Source organism: Halioxenophilus sp. WMMB6 (genome assembly GCF_033283405.1).
Lineage (GTDB): Bacteria > Pseudomonadota > Gammaproteobacteria > Pseudomonadales > Cellvibrionaceae > Halioxenophilus.
The window spans coordinates 712923-730680 of sequence record NZ_JAWMQR010000001.1 but is presented as its reverse complement, the minus strand read 5'-3'; the positions used below and the strand labels follow the sequence as shown (position 1 = coordinate 730680).

At 54.2% G+C, this 17758-nt stretch carries 14 protein-coding genes; 9 read left to right on the top strand and 5 right to left on the bottom strand.

The features are described from left to right. Positions 1 to 18: 18 nt before the first annotated feature. From SBL51_RS03090 to SBL51_RS03080, 3 genes are all read left to right on the top strand, one after another. The gene (locus SBL51_RS03090) at positions 19 to 597 is read left to right on the top strand and encodes a lytic transglycosylase domain-containing protein (RefSeq protein ID WP_317929102.1); all 579 of its coding nucleotides are present in this window, start codon (positions 19 to 21) and stop codon (positions 595 to 597) included. A 136-nt stretch (positions 598 to 733) separates the two neighbouring features. Beyond that, positions 734 to 4354: a DNA polymerase III subunit alpha gene (dnaE, locus tag SBL51_RS03085; protein ID WP_317929101.1), complete on the top strand. Its 3621-nt coding sequence runs from the start codon at positions 734 to 736 to the stop codon at positions 4352 to 4354. Between the two features lie 276 nt (positions 4355 to 4630). After that, positions 4631 to 5581 carry an acetyl-CoA carboxylase carboxyltransferase subunit alpha gene (locus tag SBL51_RS03080; protein ID WP_317929099.1) on the top strand — a complete coding sequence of 317 codons (951 nt, stop codon included), beginning with the start codon at positions 4631 to 4633 and terminating at the stop codon, positions 5579 to 5581. Positions 5582 to 5792: 211 nt separating this feature from the next. On the opposite strand, the gene xseA is transcribed toward SBL51_RS03080, so the two are convergent. Next, complete coding sequence (xseA, locus tag SBL51_RS03075) at positions 5793 to 7160, bottom strand: exodeoxyribonuclease VII large subunit (RefSeq protein WP_317929097.1); 1368 nt, start codon at positions 7158 to 7160, stop codon at positions 5793 to 5795. Positions 7161 to 7632: 472 nt separating this feature from the next. On the opposite strand from xseA, the gene guaB reads away from it, so the two are divergent. From guaB to SBL51_RS03060, 3 genes are all read left to right on the top strand, one after another. Continuing rightward, positions 7633 to 9105: an IMP dehydrogenase gene (guaB, locus tag SBL51_RS03070; RefSeq protein ID WP_317929095.1), complete on the top strand. Its 1473-nt coding sequence runs from the start codon at positions 7633 to 7635 to the stop codon at positions 9103 to 9105. 69 nt (positions 9106 to 9174) lie between these two features. Further along, entirely contained in the window at positions 9175 to 10752 is a 1578-nt protein-coding gene (gene guaA / locus SBL51_RS03065) for a glutamine-hydrolyzing GMP synthase (protein ID WP_317929094.1), read from the top strand. Between the two features lie 305 nt (positions 10753 to 11057). Further along, positions 11058 to 12302 carry a tyrosine-type recombinase/integrase gene (locus SBL51_RS03060; protein ID WP_317929093.1) on the top strand — a complete coding sequence of 415 codons (1245 nt, stop codon included), beginning with the start codon at positions 11058 to 11060 and terminating at the stop codon, positions 12300 to 12302. Here the strand turns inward: SBL51_RS03060 and SBL51_RS03055 are convergent. The 3 genes from SBL51_RS03055 to SBL51_RS03045 all read right to left on the bottom strand — a co-directional run bounded on the left by SBL51_RS03055 (position 12238) and on the right by SBL51_RS03045 (position 14936). Continuing rightward, on the bottom strand, positions 12238 to 12483 hold the full coding sequence (locus SBL51_RS03055; protein ID WP_317929091.1) for a helix-turn-helix transcriptional regulator: 246 nt from the start codon (positions 12481 to 12483) through the stop codon (positions 12238 to 12240). The two genes, SBL51_RS03060 and SBL51_RS03055, sit on opposite strands and share 65 nt — an antisense overlap. A gap of 1451 nt (positions 12484 to 13934) precedes the next feature. Beyond that, on the bottom strand, positions 13935 to 14501 hold the full coding sequence (locus SBL51_RS03050; RefSeq protein WP_317929089.1) for a PIN domain-containing protein: 567 nt from the start codon (positions 14499 to 14501) through the stop codon (positions 13935 to 13937). A gap of 6 nt (positions 14502 to 14507) precedes the next feature. Beyond that, a complete protein-coding gene (locus tag SBL51_RS03045; protein ID WP_317929087.1) occupies positions 14508 to 14936 on the bottom strand; it encodes an excisionase family DNA-binding protein in 429 nt (142 codons plus the stop codon). A gap of 412 nt (positions 14937 to 15348) precedes the next feature. Here SBL51_RS03045 and SBL51_RS03040 point away from each other — a divergent pair, with 412 nt between their 5' ends. From SBL51_RS03040 to SBL51_RS03030, 3 genes are read left to right on the top strand one after another with little or no spacing between them, the layout of a single operon-like run. After that, on the top strand, positions 15349 to 15750 hold the full coding sequence (locus SBL51_RS03040) for an MbcA/ParS/Xre antitoxin family protein (RefSeq protein ID WP_317929086.1): 402 nt from the start codon (positions 15349 to 15351) through the stop codon (positions 15748 to 15750). Further along, positions 15747 to 16439 carry an RES family NAD+ phosphorylase gene (locus SBL51_RS03035; protein ID WP_317929084.1) on the top strand — a complete coding sequence of 231 codons (693 nt, stop codon included), beginning with the start codon at positions 15747 to 15749 and terminating at the stop codon, positions 16437 to 16439. Before SBL51_RS03040 ends, SBL51_RS03035 begins: the two co-directional genes overlap by 4 nt. A gap of 5 nt (positions 16440 to 16444) precedes the next feature. Further along, positions 16445 to 17044, top strand: coding sequence for a 3'-5' exonuclease (locus tag SBL51_RS03030; protein ID WP_317929083.1), 600 nt, complete (start codon positions 16445 to 16447; stop codon positions 17042 to 17044). A gap of 303 nt (positions 17045 to 17347) precedes the next feature. On the opposite strand, the gene SBL51_RS03025 is transcribed toward SBL51_RS03030, so the two are convergent. Next, a complete protein-coding gene (locus SBL51_RS03025) occupies positions 17348 to 17515 on the bottom strand; it encodes a hypothetical protein (RefSeq protein ID WP_317929082.1) in 168 nt (55 codons plus the stop codon). Positions 17516 to 17758 lie beyond the last annotated feature (243 nt).

Genomic DNA, 17758 nt, shown 5'->3' with positions numbered 1-17758 from the left:
CAACCAAGAGATGGGTTAATGCCAAAACCACTGGGCCTTGCTTTGCTGCTGACACTGGCGCTGTTCCTGCCGGAGCCAAGCTTCGCCGATGCGGCCCGTCCTGCTCACGTGGATGCGGAATTGCGCCAGCTGCTATTGGATACCATCGCCAATAGCAGCAGTTTTACCGATAAGTACGAGGCAGAGGTTTGGTTGGTATCCATGTCGGACCGCCTCTCCCCGTTTATCAAAGATCCCTCCGAGCGTATGGGCGTTCTGCGCCAGGTGCACCGGCTGGCAACGGCCCAGGGTGTGCAGCCGGCCCTGGTGCTGGCGGTCATTGAAGTGGAAAGCCGTTTTGATCGCTACGCGGTCTCAGTGGCTGGGGCGCAAGGGGTGATGCAGGTTATGCCCTTTTGGAAAAACGAAATTGGCCGGCCGGACGACAACCTGATAGATCTGGAAACCAATCTGCAGTACGGTATCACCATTCTCAAACACTACCTCGACAAGGAAAATGGTCGTTGGGCTGAAGCGCTGGCCCGTTACAATGGCAGTTATGGTAGTTATCGCTACGCAATCAAGGTTATGGATGCCTGGGAGAATCGCTGGAAATAACCCGTTTCGGGTAGCCAGGCAGCTCGCTCACCCCCTAATAGCTAATCGCCAATAGGCTCGCTTAAGCAACCAGATTCAAAACGCCTGTGCTATCGCTGTTCAACCTTATTAAAACCACAATTCTTAGCCTCGTTCTATGACTGCACCTTTTGTTCACCTCCGTTTGCACACCGAATTTTCCCTGGTCGACAGTATCGTCCGCATCAAGCCTCTGGTTGAAAGGGTGGCCAAGATGGGCATGCCCGCCGTGGCCGTCACCGACCAGACTAACTTTTACGGGCTGATCAAGTTCTACGGTGCCGCCCAATCGGCTGGCGTAAAGCCTATTGGTGGCGCTGATTTCTGGGTGCTGGATGGCGAAGAGAAGCCAACGCTGGTGACCCTACTGGCGATGAATCGCCAGGGTTACAAAAACATCATCGACCTTATCTCCCTGGCCTACCAGCATGGCCAGAAGCACGGAGTGGCCTACCTGCAGCGCGAGTGGATCGGCCAGCACAGCGACCATGTGATCGCCTTGAGCGGCGGGAAACTGGGCGATATTGGCCGTGCGTTGTTGAACGATAAAACCGCGCTGGCGGCGGAGCTTTTGGCTGGTTGGCAGAAGGAGTTTCCCAACCGCTTCTATCTGGAGCTGCAGCGCACCAATCGCGCCGGAGATGAAGAGTATCTGCACAGCGCGGTACAGCTGGCGGAGCAGTTTCAGGTGCCGGTGGTGGCCACCAACGACGTCCGCTTCCTCACCGAGGAGGAGTTCGAATACCACGAAGCGCGGGTCTGTATCGGTGAAGGGCGTACCCTCGATGATCCAAAACGGGAGCGACGCTACTCGGATCAGCAGTACCTGAAGAGCCCGCAAGAGATGGCAGAGCTGTTCGAAGATCTCCCCGAGGCACTGGCCAACAGTGTCGAGATTGCCAAGCGCTGTAATCTGGATATCGAGCTTGGTAACTACTACTTGCCCGATTACCCCATTCCCGATGACTTCGAACAGGATCCCTTTTTCAGCCACCACATCACCTATCACGAGCTGGAAGAGAGGGCCAAAAAGGCGATGGAGGCCAAGTGGGCTGGCCAGGAAGCGTCCCCGGAATACGCGCACATGCTGCGTACCAATGTCTTCTTCGAGAAGATATCCTACGAGGGGTTGTTTGAGCGGCTGGAGGTGATCCTTCCGGACCACCACGCGGCCGATTACCCCGCGCGCCGCAAAGAGTACACCGACCGTTTGCAGTTTGAGCTCGATATCATCATGCAGATGGGCTTCCCTGGTTACTTCCTGATCGTGATGGACTTTATCCAGTGGGCTAAAGATCACGATATTCCGGTGGGCCCCGGCCGGGGTTCCGGTGCTGGCTCCCTGGTGGCCTATTCACAGAAAATCACCGACCTCGATCCGCTGGCGTACGACCTGCTGTTCGAACGGTTCCTTAACCCGGAGCGGGTCTCCATGCCCGACTTCGACGTTGACTTCTGTATGGATAACCGCGACAAGGTGATCGCCTATGTCGCCGATAACTACGGCCGCGATGCCGTATCGCAGATTATTACCTTCGGCACCATGGCCGCCAAGGCGGTGGTGCGCGATGTGGCGCGGGTGCAGGGCAAATCTTACGGCCTGGCCGACAAACTCTCGAAAATGATTCCTCCAGACCCAGGTATGAAGCTGGCCAAAGCCTTTGAGCAGGAGGAGATGCTGCGCGACTTTCTGGCCGGCGATGAGGCCGCCCAGGAGATCTGGGACATGGCACTGCAGCTGGAGGGGGTCACCCGTAACGTCGGTAAACACGCCGGTGGTGTGGTTATCGCACCAACCAAACTTACAGACTTCTCACCCCTCTATTGCGATGAAGACGGCAAGGGGCTGGTAACCCAGTACGACAAGAACGATGTCGAAGCGGCCGGCCTGGTTAAGTTCGACTTCCTGGGTCTGCGTACCCTGACCATCATTGACTGGGCCGTGCGCATGATCAACCAGCCGCGTATCGCCAAAGGCGAAGAGCCGGTGGATATCAACCGTATTCCTCTGGATGACGCCCAGACCTTTAAACTGTTGAAAGCGGCCGATACCACGGCGGTATTCCAGTTGGAATCGCGCGGTATGAAAGACCTTATCAAGCGTCTACAGCCGGATAACATCGAAGACATGATCGCGCTGGTGGCGCTGTTCCGACCTGGCCCGTTGGATTCCGGCATGGTGGACGACTTCGTTAACCGTAAGCATGGTCGGGCCGAGGTGGCTTACCCGGACGCCAAGTATCAGCACGAGAAGCTTGAGCCTATTCTTAAGCCGACCTACGGGGTTATTGTTTATCAGGAACAGGTAATGCAGATCGCCCAGGAGCTGGCCGGCTACAGCCTGGGTGGTGCGGACTTGCTGCGCCGGGCTATGGGTAAGAAAAAGCCCGAAGAGATGGCCAAACAGCGCTCCACCTTTGAGGATGGTGCCAAGTCACAGGGGGTTGACCCTGAGTTGGCCATGAAGATCTTCGACCTGGTGGAAAAATTCGCCGGCTACGGTTTTAACAAATCCCACTCCGCCGCTTATGCGGTGGTCTCTTACCAGACCGCTTGGCTAAAAGCTCACTATCCCAGCCAGTTTATGGCCGCCACCATGTCCTCCGACATGGATAAGACCGACAAGGTGGTGACCTTTATCGAGGCCTGTCGTGAGATGGGTCGCATGCCGTTGCCGCCGGATGTCAACAGCGGCGAGTTCCAGTTCACCGTTAACAGTGATGATCAGATCATCTACGGTTTGGGCGCTATCAAAGGGTTGGGTGAAGGGCCGATCGAGAACATTATCAAGGCACGCGCCAGTGGACCGTTCACCGATCTGTTCGATTTCTGTAAGCGCATTGATCCGAAACGGGTCAACAAGCGGGCGTTGGAAGCACTGGTTCGCTCCGGTGCCTTGGACGGTATCGGCCCAGGTGTCGACATCGATTACGACCGGGCAGTGATGTTCGCCGCGCTGGGTGCGGCGGTGCAGGCCTCAGAGCAGAGTGCGGCCAATGCCAACGCCGGCATGATGGATCTGTTTGGGGATGTGGTGCCTACCCAGGAGGCTGGCAACAATGTCTATGCTGAGTTTGCCCAAACCCGGCCCTGGACCATTAAAGAGCGGCTGGAGGGCGAGAAGGATACTCTGGGACTCTACCTCACCGGCCACCCCATTGAGGAGTACGCCAACGAGGTCAAGCATTTGGTTTCAGCCCGCATCAGCGACCTGCGCGCCGACAAAAAATCCCAGAAGATTGCCGGCCTGGTTGTCGCCCAGCGGACCATGAAAACCAAGCGCGGCGATACCATGGCCTTTGTGGCTATGGATGACCGGTCAGGTCGTATTGAAGTTGCTATATTCGCCGATGCTTATAAAAAGTGCGCTGAGCTGCTCACCAAGGACGCACTGCTGGTGATTGAAGGGCAGGTGAGCCACGACGATTACAGTGGCAGCCTGAAGATGCGGGCGGATCAGGTGTTCAGCCTGGGCCAGGCGCGTTTGGAAAAGGCCAAGGCACTGCGTCTGCATCTGGACGCGCCCACGCTGCCAGCCAATTTTGCTGATCAACTGCTGAGTAACCTGGGGCCATTTAAGCAGCAGGGTAACTGTCCGGTACTGATTGAGTATCAACTGCCTGGCGCGAAAGCGTCTTTGCGCCTCGGCCGGGAGTGGTTGGTGCAGCCCCAGGATGAATTGGTGAATGCCCTGCAGGATGTCTTGGGTAAAAAGAATGTGGAGCTACTCTACGACTAAGCAACTATTGTGGCTTTTTTCGTGCTTATCGGAAGAGGTTTAATTTATGGGAATAACAATTTAATATAGGCCGCCCAAAAATAGCGATACCAGGCTGGTGGACTCGATAAACAACGGTATTTGAAGCCTCTTAAGACGCCAAACAAAGGCAATTTTGTGATGTATATCTCAGTTGGTTGGCCGGTGAAACGTTGTTTGTGAATATCTGTTCTGCCTTGTAATGAACTAAATGACTAAATGTACCAACCTGGTGCAAGAGTAGATTAAGACCAATATATGAATCCAAATTATCTCGATTTTGAACAGCCCATTGCTGAACTAGAAGCCAAAATCGAAGAACTACAGCTAGTGGGCAAAGACAACGACCTTAACATCACGGAAGAGATCAGCAAGTTACGCGATAAGAGTCAAAAACTCACTGAAAGCATCTATTCAGATCTCAGTGCGTGGGACGTGGTAAAGGTAGCCCGCCATCCGCAACGACCCTACACCAGTGACTATGTAAAACGTCTGTTCAGCGATTGGGATGAGCTGCATGGCGATCGTCACTTTGGCGATGATAAAGCCATTATTGCCGGTGTTGCCCGCCTGGAAGGCCGGCCGGTAGTGGTGATTGGTGAAGAGAAGGGCCGTAGCGTTAATGAGAAGGTGAGCCGCAATTTTGGTATGCCAAAGCCCGAAGGTTACCGCAAGGCGCTGCGCTTAATGGAAATGGCCGAACGGTTTAAATTGCCGGTACTCACACTGATCGACACCCCGGGGGCCTATCCGGGTATCGACAGTGAGGAGCGCGGTATTTCCGAATCCATCGCACAGAACCTGGCGGTTATGTCGCGCCTGCGTACTCCGATTATCTGTACCGTGATAGGCGAAGGTTCATCCGGTGGTGCTCTGGCGATTGGTGTGGGCGACCAAATCAATATGCTTCAGTACTCCACCTACTTTGTGATCTCACCGGAGGGTTGCGCCAATATCATCTGGAAAACCGTCGAGAAAGCCTCTGCGGCTGCCGAAGCCATGGGGGTTACCTCCAGCGTGTTGGAGCAGTTGGGCATTGTTGATGAAACCATCCCTGAGCCGCTCGGCGGTGCGCACCGCAATATGGATGTAATGGCCGATCGCTTGCGCACTCGTTTGTCAGCCCAACTGGACGAGCTTTGTGCAATGTCGTTGGATGATCTGCTTGAGCGCCGCTTTAATCGCCTGATGAATTTCGGCAGCATCTAGCCGCTTAACTGTTATCCGGCTCAACAAAAAACCACTAACTTATTTAGTGGTTTTTTTTCGTCTATCGATTGCTGTCAGGTGGCTCTGGGTTTGTGTTTGAGCAGGGCCGGTGGCGGTCATTTCCGGTCAGTTTGAATAAGTCACCAATTACGAGCGCTACGAGCCTTTTAATTAGGCGGGGGTGTTAATAGCCCTCGTTAAATACCTTCGTTTAATCTTCTGGGGTGTTTGGCAAAATGATTTCGGTAATCTCCGCCTGCAATTTACCCCGCGCCAGCTGCACAGAAATTGAATTACCTGGCTGCTTTGTGGCGGCATCGGTAATAGCCCGTCCCTGCTCATCCTGGGCGATGGCATAGCCACGTTTTAACGTATTCAGCGGGCTGATGGCATCCAGGCGCTGGCAGCTGCTTTGCAGTTGCTGTGCAAGTGTGCGTAACTGCACGCTTAAAGCGCGGGATAGCTGTTTTTGTAGTGTCGACAGCGTACTTTGATAGCGGCTTATCTGTTTGTTGGGGTGGAGGTTTTGTAAACGGGCAGAATAGTTTGCCGTTACATCCTTGCGCTGGCGCAGGCCGGTGGTTAATACCGTTTTTAGGTGAAGCTCCAGGTGGTCCAGCCGTTGTGCCTGGTTGCGCAGACGGTCCCCGGGGTGTTTCAGGCGGGCACTGACATGGTTGATTTTGTGTTGCTTCTCTCGCAGTAGCTGCCTGATGGTTTTTAGCAGTAGCTGTTGGTATCCAAGCAGCGTCTGTTTGAGGTCGGTCTGATTGTGGGAGAGTATCTCAGCTGCGGCCGAAGGTGTCGGCGCACGCAGGTCAGCGACGAAATCGGCGATGGTGAAATCCACCTCATGGCCAACGGCGCTGATGATCGGAATAGGGCACTCAGCGATGGCACGGGCTAAGGACTCATCGTTAAAACACCATAAATCCTCTAGCGAGCCGCCGCCACGGGTTAACACCAATATATCAAATAGCCCAGACTGCTCCGCCAGTGTTAACGCGCTGATCAACTGCTGTGCCGCCTCCCGACCTTGCACCGCTGCCGGCACAATCGTCACCGGCACCGTGGGCATGCGTCGTTTTAGCACCGATAACACATCTCTGACGGCGGCACCGGTCGGGGAGGTGATTATACCAATATGAAGCGGGAACTCCGGCAGGCTTTTCTTGCGGGACGGATCAAACAGACCTTCATTGAGCAGTTTTGTTTTCAGTAGCTCAAATTGACGCTGCAGCTGGCCGAAGCCTGACTCCTCCATGTGCTCGGCAATCAATTGGAAATCACCACGGCCTTCATAGAGGCTGACCTTGCCGCGCACGATTACCTTATCGCCTTGCTTGGGCGTGAAGGCCACATCCCGATTGCGATTCTTGAACATGGCACAGCGAATCTGTGCCCGTTCATCTTTTAGGGTGAAGTACCAGTGGCCTGATGATGGCCTGGCCAGGTTGGAGATTTCACCTTCAACCCACAGTAGTGGCAGGTGATCTTCCAATAGTTGACGAGCCAGGTTATTAACCTGGCTGATGCTGAGTACGGTACGGGAGGTGGTGGCTTGGTCGGTCAATTTCATCGGCGCATTGTAGGGTACTGATCTGCGCCATACCAGATGCGAGCTGTTCACCCCGGGTTGAAGGCAGTGAGGGCATGACGGCACTGGCCACGCAGTTTGTTGGAAGAGATTCCAGCAGGTAGCTAGCGCTGCTGTGCGTTGGTGGTGAGTAAGCTTGCTGCCCTGGTCATAGCGGCGGTTGAGCAACCAGGTACCAGCTGGCTCCGGTGCCGGCTCCGAATCCCGGTTCCGAATTGATGAAGCTCCTACTCGCCGACCAGACAATATGACGCACCGTGCTAGCGTCTCTGTACGCCGGCCGCTATAATAACCGGTTTAAATTTTCACGCCCATTTCATTCAATTTGGGTGCAATACCCTGCTATGAAATAGGGTTTCTAACAGCCTGGCAAGGCAATGAATAAACGGGCTGAACAGAGAGAACCCGTATTGACTCGCGACGGTAGTCGCCATTTTGTGGGAGCTTCGCTTCAATGTTACGAATCGCTCAAGAAGCATTAACGTTCGATGATGTTCTACTGGTGCCCGGATATTCCGAGATCACCGCTAAATCTGTGAGTTTGAAAACGCAACTTACCCGGCAAATTCAACTGAATATCCCCCTGGTCTCAGCGGCCATGGATACCGTTACTGAATCCCGGTTGGCCATCGCCATCGCCCAGGAGGGCGGTATTGGTATTATTCATAAAAGCATGACTATCGAGAGTCAGGCCCGCCAAGTACGGGCGGTGAAAAAATTCGAAGCGGGTGTGGTGAAAGATCCAATCACCATTGATGCCAACGCCACCATCCGCGACCTGATGACAGTCACCATTGAAAACAATATTTCTGGTGTGCCGGTACTCGATAACGGCAACCTGGTCGGTATCGTCACCGGCCGCGACCTGCGCTTTGAGTCCAATATGGAGGCGCCTGTCTCCGCCATTATGACCCCAAAAGAGAAGCTGATTACCGTGCGCGAGGGCGCTTCGGCCAACGAAGTACGGGCGCTGCTGCACAAGCATCGCATTGAAAAGGTGTTGGTGGTTAACGACAACTTCGACCTGCGCGGCTTGGTGACTGTAAAAGACATCAACAAGGCAGAAACCTACCCCAATGCCTGTAAAGACCCAGAAGGGAGCTTGCGGGTGGGAGCTTCGGTGGGTACCAGTCCGGATACCGATGACCGGGTAGCGGCTCTGGTTGAGGCCGGAGTGGATGTGATTGTGGTCGATACCGCTCACGGTCACTCAAAAAATGTATTGGATCGCGTCAGACGCATAAAAACTCTCTTTCCCCATGTGCAGGTAATCGGTGGCAATATCGCCACTGCCGCCGGCGCTTTGGCCTTGGCCGATGCCGGAGCCGATGGCGTTAAAGTGGGTATTGGCCCCGGCTCTATCTGTACCACACGTATTGTCAGCGGTGTGGGTGTTCCCCAAATCACCGCGGTCGCCAACGTGGTACAAGCCTTGGAAGGCAGTGGTATTCCCGTTATCGCCGATGGCGGCATCCGCTATTCCGGTGATATTGCCAAGGCCATTGTTGCTGGGGCCAACAGTGTAATGATGGGCTCCATGTTTGCCGGTACCGAAGAGGCACCCGGTGAGGTGGAGCTGTTCCAGGGCCGAACCTATAAATCCTACCGTGGTATGGGTTCCTTGGGGGCTATGTCTAAAACCCAGGGTTCTTCCGACCGCTATTTCCAGGATGGCAGTGCGGTGGAGAAGCTGGTGCCGGAAGGCATTGAAGGCCGCGTCCCCTATAAAGGCCCACTGTCGGCGATTGTGCATCAAATGATGGGGGGGCTTAGCTCCGCGATGGGTTATACCGGTTGTGCCACGGTCGATGAGATGCGCACCAAACCGCAGTTTGTGCGGGTGACCTCAGCCGGTATGGGCGAGAGCCACGTGCACGATGTGCAAATTACCAAAGAAGCGCCAAACTACCCCATTGGCGGTCGTTAAACTCCCCAAGCTTTGCAGAATCGGGGCCCCTAGCGGCCCCGTTTTATTTTTTTTTGATTGGAAAACGCCATGAATCAAGATATCCATTCACAACGTATCCTCATTTTGGACTTTGGCTCGCAATACACGCAGCTGATTGCCCGCCGTGTTCGGGAGATTGGTGTCTACTCTGAGATACGCGCCTGGGATATGAGTGAAGAGGAGATAGCCGAATTCAACCCCAAGGGGATTATTTTGGCTGGTGGTCCGGAATCGGTTACCGAAGGGGAGTCGCCACGAGCGCCCCAGAAGGTGTTCGAAATGGGCCTGCCGGTTTTGGGTATCTGTTACGGCATGCAGACCATGGCCGAGCAGCTCGGTGGTGCGGTACAGGGCTCCAACAAACGCGAGTTCGGCTACGCCAAGGTAAAATTGCACGGCAACAATGAGCTGTTCAAAGATATCAAAGATCACATTGATCACGATGGCAGCGCGCTGTTGGATGTATGGATGAGCCACGGCGACAAGGTGGCTGAGATGCCTGATGGCTTTGAGGTGATTGCATCGACTCCCTCCTGCGCAATTGCCGGCATGGTCCATCGTGAAAAGCGCTTGTTCGGCGTACAGTTTCACCCGGAAGTAACCCATACCCTGCAGGGTAAGCGCATCTTCGAGCACTTTGTCCTCTCCATGTGTGAATGTGAGCCGCTGTGGACCGCAGCCAATATTGTGGAAGATGCCATTGTTCGCGTACGGGAACAGGTAGGTGGCGATCATGTGCTGTTGGGGCTTTCCGGTGGCGTAGACTCCTCCGTCGTGGCCGCGCTTTTACACCGCGCTATTGGCGACCAGCTAACCTGCGTATTTGTCGATAACGGCCTGTTGCGCAAGGAAGAGGGTGCCCAGGTGATGGATATGTTTGCCAAAAATATGGGGGTAAAAGTGATCCGGGCGGATGCTGAAGAGATGTTTCTCTCGCGCCTGACGGGTATTGATGAGCCGGAGCGTAAACGCAAAATCATCGGTAACACCTTTATCGAGGTGTTCGATGCCGAAGCGGCCAAAATTGATAACGTGAAGTGGCTGGCGCAAGGCACCATCTACCCGGACGTTATCGAATCGGCGGCGGCAAAAACCGGCAAAGCCCACGTGATTAAATCCCACCATAATGTCGGCGGTTTGCCAGAGGATATGGCTCTGCAGTTGGTAGAACCACTGCGTGAACTGTTTAAAGATGAGGTGCGCGCTATTGGCCTGGAGTTGGGCTTGCCCTACGACATGGTCTACCGCCATCCATTCCCGGGGCCGGGTTTGGGTGTACGAATTCTCGGCGAAGTTAAAAAGGAGTATGCCGATATTCTGCGCGAGGCCGACGCCATCTTTATCGAAGAGTTGCATAAAGCGGATTGGTACCACAAAACCAGCCAGGCGTTTGCCGTCTTTTTACCGGTGAAATCGGTAGGTGTGGTAGGTGATGGCCGTCGTTACGAATGGGTTATTGCCCTGCGGGCAGTGGAGACGGTCGACTTTATGACTGCGCGTTGGGCGCACTTGCCCTATGAGCTGCTGGAAGTCGTCTCCAGCCGAATTATCAATGAGCTACCAGGCGTCTCGCGGGTAACCTACGATGTTTCCAGCAAGCCGCCGGCGACGATTGAGTGGGAGTGAGCCTGGGTCTGGCACTGACCGGCAGTCACAAGCAGTAAAACTCTTCTAACCCATTGTTCTAAATGGGTTTTTCCCTCTGGTGCCTGGCGTTGTCAGGCACTGTCTGGCAACCCCAAGCAGCGTTTTTCCCTTGGTATTTTTAATGGTATCGTCTGAGCCACGACGACGAAATCTGCCCGTACCATAACCTCTGTTTTGGTTATATCATGGTATTGGAATCGCCTAACCTTATGATTTAAAAGGAAAAAATAGCCGATTTTTGGCCGTTTTTTCATGGTATTAGGTGTGAAACAGAGAGGCTGGCCATGCTCACCGACACCAAGCTGCGAAATCTGAAGCCGCGGGAAAAACTCTACAAAGTCAACGACCGGGACGGACTGTACGTGGCCGTGACCCCGTCAGGCGCCCTCTCCTTCAGACACAATTACGCCATCCGTGGCCGCCAGGAGACGCTGACCATCGGCCGCTACGGCCCGGGGGGTATCACGCTGGCCGAAGCCCGGGAGCGGCTGGGGGAGGCCAAGAAGATGATCGCGGTCGGCCTGTCGCCCGCCCGGGAAAAGGCGCGGGAGAGGGGCCGTGTGAAGGGGGCGGCCACCTTTGGGGACTGGGCCGAGAAGTGGCTGGACAGTTATCGGATGGCTGACTCGACCCGTGATATGCGCAAATCGGTCTATAACCGTGAACTGAAGCCGCGCTTTGGTAATCAGCACCTGTCTGAAATTACCCACGAAGACCTGCGGGCATTGACCGATACCATCGTGGCACGAGGGGCGCCAGCCACCGCCGTGCACGCCCGTGAGGTGGTCATGCTGGTCTATCGCTGGGCAATTGAACGCGGGCAAAAGGTGGAGAATCCGGCGGACCTGGTGCGTCCCAGCAGCATCGCCCGGTTTGAGCCCCGTGACCGCACTCTGAACCCGGACGAGATCGGCCTCATGTACCGCTACATGGATCGTATCGGGACCTCACCCCAATACCGGGCCGCCATTAAACTGCTGTTGCTGACCCTGGTGCGAAAGTCCGAGCTGTCCAACGCCACCTGGTCAGAAATCAATTTTAGCGAAGCGCTCTGGACGATACCGAAAGAGCGCATGAAGCGCCGCAATCCCCACCTGGTGTTTCTGTCGCGTCAGGCGCTGGATATATTCATTGCGCTCAAGACCTTTGCTGGCGGCTCGAAGTATGTCCTGCCGTCGCGCTACGATTCCGACCTGCCCATGAGTGCCGCAACCCTGAATCGCGTCCTGGCCCTGACCTGGCAGGCCGCCCAGAAGGAGGGCGAACCGCTGGGGAAATTTGGCCCTCACGACCTGCGCCGGACCGCCTGTACCTTACTGCATGAAGCCGGCTACAACACCGACTGGGTGGAAAAGTGCCTGGCCCACGAGCAGAAAGGGGTAAGGGCCATTTACAACAAAGCGGAATACCGGGAGCAGCGCACGGCCATGTTGCAGGAGTGGGCCGACATGATTGACGGCTGGACTAGCGCGACGCCACCGTGGGCCCGGGACGCAACGCGCGAGCACCAGACTGCCTTCGTGATCTGATCCAGTTTTCCACCTCTTCCAGATCCCAGGCCACGTTGCGGCTGGTGAGCACAATGCGACGGGGAAATTCACCCCGTTTCTCCATATCGAAAATCGCTCTGTCGGATAACGGGATGATGCCCAGCAGGGTTTTGCGGTTGATCAACACTTTTCGTCCGGGAGCTTGGTGGGTATCGGCCATGAGACTTTCCTGTCGAGTCTGGAGGGTTCTTGCTGAAAATCAGCCACCCGGAAAACCTACCATCGTGACCCGCCTCGTTGAAGTAAAAAATACTTAGCATTTGGCTAAGGCCGGGAGGGGAACTGGTTTAGCGGCTCAGCGCGATAGCGAACAAGAAATTGCGCAGGGTGAACGACCGCCACCAAAATTTGGTGCTGGCTTACCTTACGTACGTAGTAGTTGTAGTAATTATTTAAAAACTACTACTACAACTACACCTGCAAATGAATTCATCTGCTGGTGTGTTTTTTGATGCGCCAAATTTTCGCCAAAATCATCCAAAATGGTACGCGCAGATGGCTGTTGGTATTTGGCGAAGCGGATATTGGGTTTGTTAACAGGCGTTCAGGTTAATTGCTGTGTGCTGGTTCCACTGGAACCAGCCGTGAAGGATGGTGGTTCCACTGGAACCACGGGTTGCCTGGTGGCTTGGATCGGCCGCTGGCAGGTGGCCGTTCAGATTTTGGGGCTGTTGCCGGGCGGTCACGTTGATCGCTGAGTGCTGGTTCCACTGGAACCAGCGGTGAATGAGGGTGGTTCCAGTGGAACCAGGGATGGCCTGATGGCATGGCAACGGGGAGATACGCACGGGGTAGCCCTCGTCACTGCCAAGCGAAGCGGGGTAGTGACGAGGGCGGCAAAGCCAGTAACGACGCGGGGTTGCGCGCGATTTTCTGGATGCAGGGTGGATTCTGTCTAACTAAGCTGGCAGCTATGAGATCAAAACGACTTCAACCGCGGCCACGGCGGAAACGTGGATGAGAGAGTCGCTCTCGCCATCCTAAATGGCACCAACGGAATTGCGTCAACAGAGCTTTCATGGCGCACAGCTTCGGCTGCAGCTCATCTTCAATGATTCCTTAACTCCAGGACATGGTTCCTATCTTCAATCTGGCCAACGCCAGTTCACACCCGGCGGATCAACAGCCGAACTTCAATATCCCGTCGCGTCGACGGTTTCCTTTAACGCATGGACCGATGGTTCCATTCATTCAACAGGAGAGTAAAACCTCACCATCAAACCTGGCTTTTTGAGCCAATGGATACCTGGCCCTATCTTCAGCAGAAGAGCAGCCAGGTGCCTGAGACCCAGGCATATCAGGTCTATATGGGAGTCGTGTCCCGTGACCTTTCCGCTTCGGCGGAACCTGTCAGGCTAAGTGCCTGTCGGTTGGTCAGAAACACTTACCTGACTGGAATTTACACGTTGAGAGACCTGAACCACCCATTGAAGCAACTGTGTCTGTGCAACCCGGATGGGAGCTTGGATAGTGCCGTAAGGAGGCGATTAAGTTTGTGCCGGCTTACTCGGCAGGGTACGCACATTCGTCTGAAAGCGTCCTGGACCAAAGACGGTAAGACTCGGGCGATCCCAATCTTGTATCCAGAGCAGCAAATACGGCATTGGAGGATTATAGAAAGTCAAAAAACTCCCTGAGCTTTGACACTGACTGGGGGAGCTGTTGTTTTTGCAGAATGGCCAGAAATTCATCGACTTCGATCGGGGGGCTCTTTAACACAGTGCGCTGTTTTTTGATGGCTGAACAACAAATCGCTGGAGCCATATCAATCTGGTAGTAGATAAAATCGTCTGGATGAAGCACATCGATTCCGTATGGCTCCAAATCAGCGGGGGGAAAGTCTTTAAGGTTGAAGGTGACGATTGCATCGGCATTGCACCGAATAGCGGCGGCCAGCACATGGCGATCGTCAGGGTCCGGCAATTGCAGAGTCTCGATCAGCGGTTCATGCCCGGTGATCTTGGCGTCCTTTACGTGGGCATCCAGCAGGTCGCGTATGCGCTCCAGCTTTTCGCGGGTGAACTTTCCCTGACGCAACAATGCATTGATCCACTCTTCGTGAATCTGATCGGTCCAGTGTGCTTTAAACAGGTCTGTCAGTGCCAGACGCATCAGTGTATCCCGCAGGGGCGCGGGATACAGCACGCAAGCATCGTAGACAACTGTGAACTTGCTCATGGGAATCTAATACCCCATACCCTCTTCTTGAGAAAGGGCCGCCAGCTCGTCCAGCGCCTGGGTTCGCAGTTGTTCGGTCTTATCCCGATAAGCCAGTGCATCGGTCAAGAGTACCCGGCGGTGGGCTCCTACCTTACGAAAGGGAATCTCCCCCTTTTCCAGCAATCCGACCAAAAAGGGGCGGCTTACATTCAGTAAGTTAGCGGCTTCCTGAGTGCTGACCTCCTGATGATGGGGGATCAGGCTGATCGCATTGCCTTTTGACATCTCAGACAGCACATCCAGCAGAATTTGCAGGACATGACCCGGCAGCACCAGGTCATCGGATTCGCCATTGCTGCCACGTAATGCTAGCTGTACGCGGTCTACATCGGCGTACTTGGACAGAGTACGGCTTGAGATCTTGGCTTGCTCTACCTCTGCCTGGGTAGGCAAGTGGACTATTTTTTGAGCAGACATAACCAAACCTCCATAGATATCTGACTTGATTGAGTGCTCTTAGTGGCACCTAGCTGAGCAAATATAGCACAAACGAAATAAACGAAATATAAGAAACAAGTGAATTTAATCAGAATAAGAGCTATATGGAGCAATAGTTTGGTTATAAAGCCATGCCTTTGTGCTCTATTGGCACATTTACTCCATTAGTTTGTTTAAAGGGTGATCGGTTTTGGGGTGGATTTGATTAATATTTGACTGGTTGGCGGGCCGGACTGGATCACCGCGAGCACCTTCCAAAAGTATCTTTGATATGTTTGACTGTAACAGTACAGTTTGCTAGGCTGTATTCGGTAACTGTAATATTACAGTTATTGGGGTGAGATAAAGAGATTGAGAGGAAGTAAGCATGATCGCGCAAGCTGAACAACTACTGCAACGTGGCTCCAGTGTCACCAGTTCGTTGCTGCCGGCCATTTTCAATATCTTCAGCCAATGGCGTCTGACGGGTGCCCAGCAGATGACCCTATTGGGGCTCAGTAATGAGAAGACCCTCTACAACTGGAAGAGCCAGCCGGAAAAGGCCAAGTTGACGCGGGATCTGTTGGAGCGGGCCAGCTACATCCTGGGGATCTATAAGTCCCTCGAAATTCTGCTGCCTGATCGGGCACTGGCGGACCAGTGGCTGGCAACGCCGAACGACAATCCGCTGTTCAACGGAACAGCACCGCTGGATCGCTTGTTGGCCGGTCAGGTGGTTGACCTGGCGGTGGTGAGGAATTTTCTCGATGCCCAACGGGGTGGCTGGTGACCGCTATCGATAACCTGCCTGTCAGCGAGGTCAATGAGCCGGTCTACCGGGTCATCCTGTCGCGCTATCCCCAGATCCACCTGTTTGAGCGCGTCTCCAATCCCGAGGATTGGGACGTGCTCTACGCCGTCGAATCGCTAACCAATCCCAGGTTGCGCGATGAAGTCGGTGATATTCGCCTGGTACCCCCGGAAGATCGCGTCTATGGCGATGGCGCCTCCTGGATCATGGCGGCTTTCACCCACCCTCCGGTCGATGGGCGGGGTGGTCGCTTCAACCGGGACTTTGGCATCTATTACTGCGCTGCCGATGAAGCGGTCGCCATCGCCGAATCGTCCTATCACCGGGCGCGCTTTCTGCGGGAATCCCGGATCGACAAGACTACTCAGGAAATGCGCGTAATCCGCGCACAGTTGGGTCCGACAACGTTGCATGATGTCCGTCATCTGGTGGGAGATGGTATCTATGATCGAGAGAATTACGGCCATGCCCAGCAGCTGGGTTACGCGTTACGTGATAGCAAAAGTTTCGGTGTTCACTACCAAAGCGTAAGGGCAAAAGGCGAGTGCTACGGGGTGATGCGCGCAAGAGCGCTCTCCGATGCGATCCACTGGCGATATCTTCGCTACCACTATGACCAAGGGGTGATCGTAAATGTCGAATCCCTCGATGGCAGTGGCAGGAGGTGATGGCAATGTATAAAGAGCTGCTGTGGATCTTTACCCAACTGCCGGACGATTACATCGTCCTCGACACCGAAACCACTGGACTCCCCGATGAGAACGGCCCACCGGATATTGTGACACTTGGCATCACTGTGGTGAAAAATCGAGGGGTAGTGGAATCCGTCGAGTTTAAAACACGGCCACAAAAACACATTTCCGAAGAAGCACAGTCGATACACGGCATTAATAACGAACAGGCCGCTGAATTCGAATCCTTCGATTCTCAGTGGTGTCGGATCGCCGAATACCTGCAAGATCAGCTCATCGTCATTCACAACGCCAGTTTTGACTGGCCGATCCTGCTGGATCACGTCTCCCGATACGCTTTATCAATGCCGCCAATTCAAGGTGTGTTTTGCAGTCAGAAAGCGGCTATCCCCTGGGCGCAGGCAACGAATTTGCCGTGCAGCCACCGGGGACCATCGTTAGATATGTTAACGAAAGCACTTGGAGTCGAAGATCTCAGGGCAAAGATCGGTGGCACTCATGGAGCGGCAATAGACAGTCAGCAGACTGCTTTGGTGGTGGAAGCCATTCGAGATCAACAAAGTGTATCTACGGGAGGCTGATTTACCCCTTGAGTTTGCGCAGGCTTTCTATCTCGTGTTGTTTAAAGGGGGATCGGTTTTGGGATGGTTGTGATTGAGATTTTGACCGGTTAGCGGGCAGGAATGGAGGGTAAAAAACGTGTTCCCGGGTCAGGCCCTGCCTGAGCCTTGGGGATAGCGACCCGCGTGCGACCAGTATCAGCAAGGCTGCGCGGGGATCAGAGTGGCAGGTCCTTGCGAGGTGTGGGTAGGCGGTAATCCCCTCAGAATTTAGCGGAGGCAAAAAGTGCGCTGGATAGCTAAGCCACTTCAGTGATGCGTCAGTCAGGATGCCAGCGTCAGGTGCTGGTACTTCTTACTACCCGCTTTCAGTTTGGCTTCGATTTTTGTGATTGCCTCTCCCGTCTCTAAGGCTGTAGAGCTGGCCACTGAGCGAATAATCATTGTTTTAGTGACTTTGCGTGATTTGTCACGACGGCGATTGATCTGCATGTCATCTGCTCGCTGAAATGTAGCCCAATTATAGCATTCGGTGCTTCTGTCTAAATGCTAATCAGTTTTGGTCCTGGGGCAGGTTCTGGCTGGATATGGTGTGACTCTGACCCTTGAAGGAAGGAGTTGTTTAATATTTGATCGGACGGGCTGATTTGGTGTGCTTAATATGTATTAACCATAGTTAGTAGTGTTGATACACTACGAATAGTTGCTTGGGCCACTTAAGCCGGGATAGCTATC

What these genes read in the sequence shown, in the direction of transcription:
- SBL51_RS03090 (WP_317929102.1), top strand. Translation starts at nt 19, where the DNA reads ATGCCAAAACCACTGGGCCTTGCTTTGCTGCTGACACTGGCGCTGTTC.
- dnaE (WP_317929101.1), top strand. Translation starts at nt 734, where the DNA reads ATGACTGCACCTTTTGTTCACCTCCGTTTGCACACCGAATTTTCCCTG.
- SBL51_RS03080 (WP_317929099.1), top strand. Translation starts at nt 4,631, where the DNA reads ATGAATCCAAATTATCTCGATTTTGAACAGCCCATTGCTGAACTAGAA.
- xseA (WP_317929097.1), bottom strand. Translation starts at nt 7,160, where the DNA reads ATGAAATTGACCGACCAAGCCACCACCTCCCGTACCGTACTCAGCATC.
- guaB (WP_317929095.1), top strand. Translation starts at nt 7,633, where the DNA reads ATGTTACGAATCGCTCAAGAAGCATTAACGTTCGATGATGTTCTACTG.
- guaA (WP_317929094.1), top strand. Translation starts at nt 9,175, where the DNA reads ATGAATCAAGATATCCATTCACAACGTATCCTCATTTTGGACTTTGGC.
- SBL51_RS03060 (WP_317929093.1), top strand. Translation starts at nt 11,058, where the DNA reads ATGCTCACCGACACCAAGCTGCGAAATCTGAAGCCGCGGGAAAAACTC.
- SBL51_RS03055 (WP_317929091.1), bottom strand. Translation starts at nt 12,483, where the DNA reads ATGGCCGATACCCACCAAGCTCCCGGACGAAAAGTGTTGATCAACCGC.
- SBL51_RS03050 (WP_317929089.1), bottom strand. Translation starts at nt 14,501, where the DNA reads ATGAGCAAGTTCACAGTTGTCTACGATGCTTGCGTGCTGTATCCCGCG.
- SBL51_RS03040 (WP_317929086.1), top strand. Translation starts at nt 15,349, where the DNA reads ATGATCGCGCAAGCTGAACAACTACTGCAACGTGGCTCCAGTGTCACC.
- SBL51_RS03030 (WP_317929083.1), top strand. Translation starts at nt 16,445, where the DNA reads ATGTATAAAGAGCTGCTGTGGATCTTTACCCAACTGCCGGACGATTAC.
- SBL51_RS03025 (WP_317929082.1), bottom strand. Translation starts at nt 17,515, where the DNA reads ATGCAGATCAATCGCCGTCGTGACAAATCACGCAAAGTCACTAAAACA.